Source organism: Pseudomonadota bacterium (genome assembly GCA_030859565.1).
Taxonomy (GTDB): Bacteria; Pseudomonadota; Gammaproteobacteria; order JACCXJ01; family JACCXJ01; genus USCg-Taylor.
Window position 1 is genome coordinate 40455 of record JALZJW010000009.1, and the last position, 8914, is coordinate 49368.

At 56.3% G+C, this 8914-nt stretch carries 12 protein-coding genes; 1 reads left to right on the plus strand and 11 read right to left on the minus strand.

Features of this window, described 5'->3' with window-relative positions; translation table 11 throughout:
* Window positions 1-501: 501 nt before the first annotated feature.
* The 7 genes from M3436_02680 to M3436_02710 form a co-directional block, all read right to left on the minus strand.
* Window positions 502-1137: a DUF502 domain-containing protein gene (locus tag M3436_02680; protein MDQ3563074.1), complete on the minus strand. Its 636-nt coding sequence runs from the start codon at window positions 1135-1137 to the stop codon at window positions 502-504.
* Between the two features lie 200 nt (window positions 1138-1337).
* Entirely contained in the window at window positions 1338-1955 is a 618-nt protein-coding gene (locus tag M3436_02685) for a hypothetical protein (protein MDQ3563075.1), read from the minus strand.
* A gap of 790 nt (window positions 1956-2745) precedes the next feature.
* Window positions 2746-3999, minus strand: a complete 1254-nt coding sequence (locus M3436_02690; GenBank protein MDQ3563076.1) for an MgtC/SapB family protein — start codon at window positions 3997-3999, stop codon at window positions 2746-2748.
* Window positions 4000-4080: 81 nt separating this feature from the next.
* Complete coding sequence (locus M3436_02695; GenBank protein MDQ3563077.1) at window positions 4081-4233, minus strand: hypothetical protein; 153 nt, start codon at window positions 4231-4233, stop codon at window positions 4081-4083.
* Window positions 4234-4341: 108 nt separating this feature from the next.
* Complete coding sequence (locus tag M3436_02700; GenBank protein ID MDQ3563078.1) at window positions 4342-4587, minus strand: hypothetical protein; 246 nt, start codon at window positions 4585-4587, stop codon at window positions 4342-4344.
* Window positions 4588-5122: 535 nt separating this feature from the next.
* Window positions 5123-5293: a Uma2 family endonuclease gene (locus M3436_02705; protein ID MDQ3563079.1), complete on the minus strand. Its 171-nt coding sequence runs from the start codon at window positions 5291-5293 to the stop codon at window positions 5123-5125.
* Between the two features lie 13 nt (window positions 5294-5306).
* The gene (locus M3436_02710; GenBank protein MDQ3563080.1) at window positions 5307-5495 is read right to left on the minus strand and encodes a CCDC90 family protein; all 189 of its coding nucleotides are present in this window, start codon (window positions 5493-5495) and stop codon (window positions 5307-5309) included.
* Window positions 5496-5700: 205 nt separating this feature from the next.
* On the opposite strand from M3436_02710, the gene M3436_02715 reads away from it, so the two are divergent.
* A complete protein-coding gene (locus M3436_02715; protein ID MDQ3563081.1) occupies window positions 5701-6192 on the plus strand; it encodes a CCDC90 family protein in 492 nt (163 codons plus the stop codon).
* A 450-nt stretch (window positions 6193-6642) separates the two neighbouring features.
* Here the strand turns inward: M3436_02715 and M3436_02720 are convergent, their stop codons facing one another.
* The 4 genes from M3436_02720 to M3436_02735 form a co-directional block, all read right to left on the minus strand.
* Window positions 6643-6885: a CCDC90 family protein gene (locus M3436_02720; protein MDQ3563082.1), complete on the minus strand. Its 243-nt coding sequence runs from the start codon at window positions 6883-6885 to the stop codon at window positions 6643-6645.
* Window positions 6886-6966: 81 nt separating this feature from the next.
* Complete coding sequence (locus tag M3436_02725; GenBank protein MDQ3563083.1) at window positions 6967-7716, minus strand: hypothetical protein; 750 nt, start codon at window positions 7714-7716, stop codon at window positions 6967-6969.
* Between the two features lie 250 nt (window positions 7717-7966).
* Window positions 7967-8545: a Uma2 family endonuclease gene (locus M3436_02730; protein ID MDQ3563084.1), complete on the minus strand. Its 579-nt coding sequence runs from the start codon at window positions 8543-8545 to the stop codon at window positions 7967-7969.
* A gap of 87 nt (window positions 8546-8632) precedes the next feature.
* Window positions 8633-8914, minus strand: a complete 282-nt coding sequence (locus M3436_02735; GenBank protein MDQ3563085.1) for a hypothetical protein — start codon at window positions 8912-8914, stop codon at window positions 8633-8635.

Here is an 8914-nt window from a genome sequence, read left to right on the forward strand (position 1 = left end):
AGAATATTCAGAGAGTGCAGGCGCATCCAAATACTCAAAACATCCTGTCCGGCCAAAAAGCCCGATATACGTTCTGTGGCCAGCACGGCACCACAATTGCGCGGTCTCAAAGTGCACCCGCACCCAACAACAGCAGCATGATTCCAACCGCGAACTCCAGTCCTTGAGCGAGGCGTACCGGCATCACCACGTCCCGTGCGAGAACGAGACCGCCGAACAGCAACGGGGTAAGCGTGTGCCCTAACCCCAAGCTGCGCCCAATTTGACGGTCTGGCCTACCGATTGAGCGCGGGTGGCCAGCGCGGCAACGTGGTCGGCCCTCTATCGCGTGTTCATGCCGAGCAACAGTCCTAACCACATTATGCTGATCACTTCACTCCCCGCTCAAGCCGGTCCCCTTCAACGGGAAGATCATTGAAAGAACCTGCCTTGATTTCCGCCCGCAGCCAAGGTCAAATCCGACCTTGGCGTATTTTTTATTTTAGTAAAATTCCAACCCCTTTAACTTTTAGTTTTTTTATCATTAACACTGCCTATAACGCCAGCTGTTGCGACAAAACGCAGAGCATCCTCAACAGACATATCTATTTCTACGACATTTTCCCGTGCAATAATGACCGTGTTTCCACCCATCTGATAACTGAACGGCAGAAATACGGCAACCTGGTTTTCGGCAATAAAAGTATATGAAAACTCCTCAAAATCCGAAACTGTAATAAATCCTATCTGTTGACGATTGCCGGGAGGCACATTAACCAAAACTACTTGTTTAAATTTTCCTTTCTGTTCGCTGGAGAAGAGAGAAATAAAATCGCGTATTGCTGTATATATGGTTTTAACAACGGGAATCTGGATCACAAGTTGTTCAATGTTATGGAACCGCCTGCGGAAAATTTGGGACTCCAGAAAGCCTCCGACAAAAAACACTACAGCAAGACCTAAAACAAACCCCAAGCCTTTTATGTACCAACTGTCGGGGAAGAAAAACCTGAAGATATTTCCCAGCGCCAATTCTGCAGTGCCGGCAAGCCAGAAGAGCAAATAAAGGGTGAGTGTAATGGGAATAATAGCGATTAACCCTTTGAGAAAGGTTTTACTGATCGGCTTCATTTTTGATTTCCAATTACGGTGATTCATAAGCTGTCGACGAAAAAAGGCGTTTATTTTTCTTATACTCCCTTGTCCCGCAACGTCTGCACTAGACCCGCAAGCCCCTCCGTTTGCGGGGTATTGAGCAAGGTGATGGCCGCATCGATTACCTTTCCGGCCACCGGGCCGGCAACCGCTCCGCCCACGAAAGTAAATAAGGTTTTCCAGATGCTCGTAGGGTTTCCTCCTCATCTCCTCGTTGTAGGGGTGTGCTTCTCGACCAGATCATCCGGGGTCAGCGGTAACGCCTGACCCTCTATAATCCCCGATCGTCCAGACGTACGGAACATTCGCCCTCCCGCGGCCTGCTGACGGCCTGGATACGCTTGGCGAGCCCGCACCACGTAGCCGAGCAACGCACCACCGGCCGTGGATAGGGTCAGTAAACCGACCGTCACGAACTGGCTCAGCAACATGATGCCACCCAGGCCCAGCAGCGCCGCGAAACCCAGACCGACCTTAAAGCTCGCCCCGGCCTGCACGCGGCGAATGGTCTTGAGGGTCTCGCGGTGGGTCTGTGCTATCAGCTTGCTCTTGTCTTTTTCCGATTGTACACGGATCTTTTCCCGTTCCCGGGCGAATTCGTCCTTCACGCGAGCGACGGCGTGGTGCCTGGTACCGTTGGCAATCGCCGCGAACCAAAGCGCGGCGAAAACGCCGATCAGCAATGCGAACACGGCGAACACACCCCAATGCTCCACTAGCCGCGCTTGTAATGCTGCAATCGCCATCACGACGGCGGCGGCCTGGGCGAGCAGGATCCCCGCCAGGTATTTGAGAACCGTGATTAGGCTGAAGCGTTCCACCGCGACGCTACCCGTCTAATCAATCGGCAGGGCCCTGATCGAGAAACACCGGTCATTCCTTCCTGAGTGCTCTCAGGTAGAGGCGTCCGGAGCCCGCCTGTGCACGCCATAAGCCGCGAATGCGATGGCCAAGAGCAGGATGATTCATAGCATAGATAGGCGGTAAGATATAGCGTATTTGACGTGTCGCTACCATGAATATCGACTATAGGAAACTCAACGCTGCAAAGCAACCCACTATTAACTAACGAGTTGTACTCTATCTCATGAAACCACTGGCGAAGCTGGGCCTAGAAGTAGAGACCAAGTGAAACATGGTAAAGACAGGCCGGCGCGGGATGCCCGATCTCTCTCGTCACGCTCGTGGGTTGCGAGCGCCAGTTTTTCAAACGCCAGACCGGACTCCCCGACGACCTCGCCGCGGCGAGAGAAAGTCCTCGCTGTCAATTCATAACAACAATTGGATATTCCATAGACCACCGCTCCCACAATCCTACACACTTAGGAATGGAGCGGTTAAGCCTTTTGCTTACTCGAAAGCAGTATCCATGCTAACAAAGAAAGAAACGCGAGATATCGAGTCTTTACAATAACGTACGTGTCTATCTGGGACATCTCCAGGGCTAACGAGACTTCATCCATAGGTAAGAGTTACAAAGGTGGGTGTAAGGCTTGGGAAAGACTGCCCCATTCGCAAGAGTGCGGGATAGGACGCGATCACTTCGATAGGAATGAGCCGAGCGAAACCCAGCCGCTGCTGTTCATCCCTCCATCTCGAACGCGCGGGCGGTCAGAGCATGAACAGCAATGTGATTATTCCGCCTGCTGCGGCGACGGCGTTAGTGAGCCCAACGCGGCGACCGATCGTGCCGCCGCCAATGAATGCAGCCATCAATCCCTTCACCACCGTGTTCACTAATGCGGCCACCGTAATCGCGCCCGCCGCCGCAACGAGCGCCAGTTCTTCCGGCGCCATGCGCGAGAGCGAGACCGCAATGGCGTCCACATCGCTGAGGCCGGCGGCGGCGGCGAGCAGGTAGACACCCAGTTGTCCGAACCAGTGCCGCAGCGCCTGAGCGAGGATCATGATGAACGTCAACAAGGCCGCGAACTGCAAGGCCATCTTGAAATCGAAGGGGTTCTGCAACGTGGGTACTTCGACATCCTTCGATGTCTTCAGAGCGCGCCATTGCCACAGCGCCGATGCGCAGGCGATGACCGCCATGATGCCCAGCGGCCAGGCGAGAGAGCGCAGCAACTGCGGCTGGATCAGCCCGACGATGATCAGTATGCGAGGGAACATCACTGTGCAGGCGATGATGACTCCCACCGCGTAGAGGTTCGCGAGTGCGGGTTCCGCCCGCGCCTGACGCGAGAAACTGAGCGTGGTCGCCGTCGAGGATACCAGTCCGCCGAACAGCGAGGTGAGGATGACCCCGCGACGCGCGCCCGCGAGCTTTTGTGCGAAGTAGCCGACGAACGATAACGCGCAGATCAGCACCACGATCCACCACATCTCGTACAGATTTATCGCCTCCCATGGACCGAAGCCGCGATTGGGCAGTGCAGGCAGCAGCACCACCGAGATGAGCAGAAGCTTGAGGATCGCGTAGAGCTCGCGGCGTTCGAGCCGCTCGAGCCAGCGGTGCAGTATCGGTTTGGCGCTCAGTATGATGGTGACGATAACGGCCGTGGCGGCGGAGAGCAGCACGTAGCCGTGCATCGTCATGGCGCCGAGGGTAAAGGTGATGAAGGCCGCGACCTCGGTGGTGATGCCGTAGTGATCGGTCCCGCGTGCCTCGAGCCAGGATGCGGAGACGTATAGCGCTGCGAAGCCTAAGAAGCCGGCGGCGAGTATCAGTGCGCCGAACTGTGAGCCGAGCAACTGCCAGAGTGCACCAAGTAGTGCAATCAGAGCGAAGGTGCGTACACCTGCGATGCGCCGTGTCTCGCGCGTCTCCTGGTCATCCCAGCCGCGCTCCATGCCGATCAAGAGCCCAATGGCGAGCGTCACCGCGAACCGCTGTATCAATTCCAGATCCAAAATGGTCCCCTCACCGACCCCCCGCCCGCAGGCGGCGGCACAGCGAATTATGCCTTAGGGCAACTGCCAAAAAAATCGTAGCTACTTGATCCGGAGGGAACGTTTCATGCCCGCGGTGATGGCGTGCTTGCGCGCGAGCGGCACCACGATTGATGTGCAGGCCCTGCCGGTAGTCTTGGGAAAGCTGCGCAGACCCAACTCATCGAGCAGCGCTTTTACCAATAGCATTCCCACGGGCTCGCGCTTGAACCGGGACAGAGGGTGATGGGGATGTTCAAAGTCCGAACGCGATATCGCCCTTCCAGACTGCCCGCTTGCTTTCGCCGCCTCGTGCCATGGGCATCAAGCCTGCTTATCCGCGCGGTCCCGCATTTCGGGGGCGCCGGCATTGGAAGCGCAGTGCGCACAGCAATAGAACTTTTCATCGCTCTCCATGCCGTGGCCGATGATCCGGCAACCGCAATGCCCGCAGGTAGGCGCAAGCGCATGGATGGCGCACTCGAAACTGTCGAACACGTGCGCCTCGCCGTCTATCGTCACGGTAAAGCTCTTGTCGTAGTCGTTACCGCACATTTCGCATTTAGCCATGGTTAAGAGCCCCCGGCGGTGTCATCGCCCGTAGTGGTTTGAACTCATCAAACGGCAATTGAAGTGCCATGCGAAATCGCTCTTTACCCCGCGGCCCCATCCTGACGAGTCGCGCTCCGCGCGGCGGCTCTTGAAGGCGGTATTTCTACACGCAAGCCCGTGAGATAGAAGCTGGAGCAGCTGGTCGTTTTGCAAGATTTTCCGTGCGAAGCGGCAACTATTACCGATGGGGGCTCCTCCGCAAGTCCGGCAACCCCGAAACAATTGCCTATCCTACTGATATTGCGTGTTTCCTTCATGGGCCGCTCTTGGCACACAACATGACCTAAATTATACCTGTCTCGGCTTGGCCGAAGGCGCAAAGCGAAGCTATCTAGCGAAGCTATCTACCGTTGGTTTGATCATTAAGAGGAGAGATAAAATGCCTATTATATTGTGGCTTCTGGGTGTACCCTTCACCGTCATTATAATTCTGGCGTTGCTAGGCGTCTTCTAGTTAACTCAGTGCGGTAAGTCCCCGGCTTTGCCGGGGGACTCACCGTGGTTTGACCTGTACTACGGTCGGTGATCTCCGCCCGGCTTTGCCGGGGTGATTTATCTGGTCCACCGTTCCCGCGTGCAGACTGCCGATTGGCGCCATTTTTACGATTTCTCCATCGATAAGCTCCACCCGATCGTCCTCGTGAAATATGCCCGCCTCGCTCATGCGGCGGTAATCATCAACCGTCAGGCGTGCGTTGGCTAGATTTCAATTTAACATAATGCCGCAGATCTTTTTTGGTACCTAACTCGGCGTCGCTCTGCGCATCACGAAAGGCTTCGGCGATGGCCTTGGCCTCCACATCCGGCATACCTGAGGCCTTTAGCTTTTCAACGAACTTGAGTGTGTCAAAGGTCACGCTGGTCATGACGGCAGTATAGCGCGGACAAAAAAAGCCCCTCCGAGGAGGGGCTTTCGGATTTGGCCTTTTGCCGGATTCCGCTTTGCTTCGTCCAGGCAGCGCTGGCGTCGTCCGCCTACGGCGGTTGGAAGCAGATAGCTCCAAGCCTATGACGGATTGTACGATTTTGCTATGCTCCGGAGCACGCCTATATGAAACCGCTTCCCAGCCAATGACGGCCATCGCTTTTGACACGTTGAAGTTTGCCAAGCGCCTCAAGGAGGGCGGTTTCACCGATCAGCAGGCGGAAACATTGGCGCAGGCGGAAGCTGAGTTCATTGAGCAGAATCTTAGCACCAAGCGGGATCTCAAAGACCTTGAAGTGGCGTTAAAGCGGGATCTCAAAGAGCTTGAAGTGGCGTTAAAGCGGGATCTCAAAGAGCTTGAAGTGGTGTTAAAGCGGGATATCGAGGAGCTTCGGGGCGGCGTCAAGCGGGATCTCAAAGAGCTTGAAATGGCGTTAAAGCGGGATATCGAGGAGCTTCGGGGCGGCGTCAAGCGGGATATCGATGAGCTTCGGGGCGGCGTCAAGCGGGATATCGATGAGCTTCGCGCCGATCTCAAGCGGGACATGAAAGAGATGGAATACCGTATGATTATCAAGCTCGGTGCGATGTCAGCGGTGGCCGTGGGCGCGATGGCGACGTTGGCAAAGCTGCTATAAGCCGGGCCGTGCGCCTGGTCTGTTCCATGCGCTCGACATCGGCATGGGACGCTAGACTCATTCCAACGCTTCGGTGAAGACGTCAGGCTGGGCCTCGGCGTTGGCCTGAGCCTCCGGGAGTCCCGCAGCCTGAAGCCTTTCGACGAAAGCAATGGATCCAGAACGCGATCCCCTAAACGAAAAGCTCCTCGCGAGGTGGGGCGTGGGTTACAGACCTGACGCTACCCCGCTTCCTCTGGACTACGGGGGATCTTCCCGAGGGTCGTCATCCCGGCGCAAGCCGGGATCCAGGCTTTACAGAGCATTCTGGATGCCGGCTTGCGGCAGTGGATCTCGCGCCCTAAAGCCGGCTGTCGTTCTACGATACGACAGTCGCCGCGCCTTGAACCGGAAACATCCGGCGCAATACGCTCACGCTATTACGCCCTACGGGTGCTTACGAGTAAAAAATTACAGTAGCTTGACCAATATTCCTACCATCAAGGAAATCTGCGCGAGGGCAAGCCCCACCATCCATTTGATTACGTCCAGCTTGAGCTCGGCGAGATCCGTCTTGGTCGTCAACTGCGTGGCGACCGATTCCGAAAGCGCCTCTTGTTGCGCCTCCGCCATCGCCTTGGCCTGGGCCTCGGGAACCCCGGCGGCTTTGAGTCTTTCGACGAATTTCAGGGTGTCGAAGGTTACGGTTGCCATACCTGCAGTGTAGCACGCGCAAAGAGCCCCTCGCGGGGCGGACTTTTGGATTTTAGCGCGTGGGACGGACCCTACACAGGATCATACCCACGGATCGATGGGCAACACCTTGAGCACCTCGCCCGTCTTGCGATCGATGATGGCGGTGAGATCTTGTTTGCGGGCGCGCACGGGCAAAAAACCGAGGTCTTTCGCGCGCCCGGCGAACTCCTTCTTCAAGGCCGCGAGTTGCGGTTCAGCTTCCGCGCGCTTTTGCGCGAGATCGTCCAAGGGTCTGGAACGTGCGATTGCCTGTGAGATCTGCTCTTCATAGGGCACGTAGTGTTGCGGGAAGTTCGGCAGATCGTAGCCCGCGCCCACGGCGGAGAATAGGATCCGGTGTCGCTCTTCGCGATCGGAGGGCATCACCGCGGCGACGATCTTGGGTCCCGTGAGCGGCAAGGATTGATATTCGGGGCGCGTTACTTTCTCGCGTTCCACCGGGTCGAGCTCGTTCGCCGCCACCACGTCGAACCGGTCTATATTAAATACGACGTAGACAGGGCGGGCTTCATAGACCACGTATACGCCATAGACGAGGGCGCTCAATTGCAACAGCGCCACAACGGCCAGATCAAACCGCAGGCTTTTCTTGAGCGGGTTGTAAATAATCAGCGTGATGAGCGGGCCGATCACGACATCCACCCCGATGATGGTCATGGAAAGCTTTCCGGCGCCCAGACCCTCGAAATAAGGCGCGGGATACCAGACCAGCAGCATCCAGGCAAGCACCGCCAGCCCAATTCCGGCGCAAATGGAGAGATGGATAGCGGATGCCTTCCAGCGCGTCATTGTTTTTGCCCTAATTCTTTGGCCGTGAGTCTCCTCGCAGCAACTCGAAATCGATTGTTCCATCGGAAGTCTTCCTCGCTAATGAATCTTGGAACACGCCACCGTCATAACTTGTCACCTCGAATAAAGCCAGTGTCGTAGCCGGGATAAAGCGAATCCAAGCCGGGGCTTGGATTAAGCAAGATGAGGTCCATTGATCTGCCGGGATCAAAGGAGCGGCGCGGGATCCCCGAATTTCGCTTGGTATTTGCTAAGCTCGCCTGAACAAAGCGCTGAGATCGATTTCACACCCGGCCAAGCGCAAGGGCGTCAGCAGGTAGGGGTGTGCGAGGATTCGCGTGCGCGCAAAGCCTTTCCCGGCGGGCTCCTGAAACACCCGCACGCAGCGGTTCTCCAGGTCCACGATCCAGACTTCCGGTATGTGGGCGCGTGCATACAAGGGGAGCTTGACCTCGCGATCGTAGGTAAGCGACGAATCAGCGATTTCGACCACGAGCAAGAGATCGCGTGCGGTGGGGTGTGAGGATTTATAGAAATCCTCGCGCGGCGTGAGCAGCGCAAGGTCCGGTTCGGGCTCTGAGTAATCGTCCAGGACAATCGGGATTTGGACGCGAATAATGGCGTTTTGTCCGAAGGTCAGGAAAAAAAGACGGGCTAACTGGTCCACCGTTCCCGCGTGCAGACTGCCGATTGGCGCCATTCTTATGATTTCTCCATCGATAAGCTCCACCCGATCGTCCTCGTGAAATATGCCCGCCTCGCTCATGCGGCGGTAATCATCAACCGTCAGGCGGTATCGCTGGTATAAGGTTTGAGCGCTGTTAGACATGGAGCTGGATGCGTTGGCTAGACTTCTAATTTAGGATAACGCCGCTGTGCGGCCGCCGCAAACACGCGCGCCTAATATCGGCGTGAATCAACCAAGGAAGGCCTTAAGGATCAGAGAAGCGACGCCCCCGATGATGAGCGCCAACATCCATTGAAGCAGATTGATCTTTCCATCGATGCGCTCGAAGCGTGCCGCCATCTGGAGCTCCAGTTCCTTGACCCCGGTGCGCGGTAGTGTCTCAGTTTGAATTTCGGCTATCGGCCGATTTTGTTGAAAAACTTCCGGAACTTCTGCTCGCGGTGATGATCGGATCTTCGTAATGGTTATTACGGAGAACTGCTGATGATGGGGCAACGGCAAAGTGGGCAA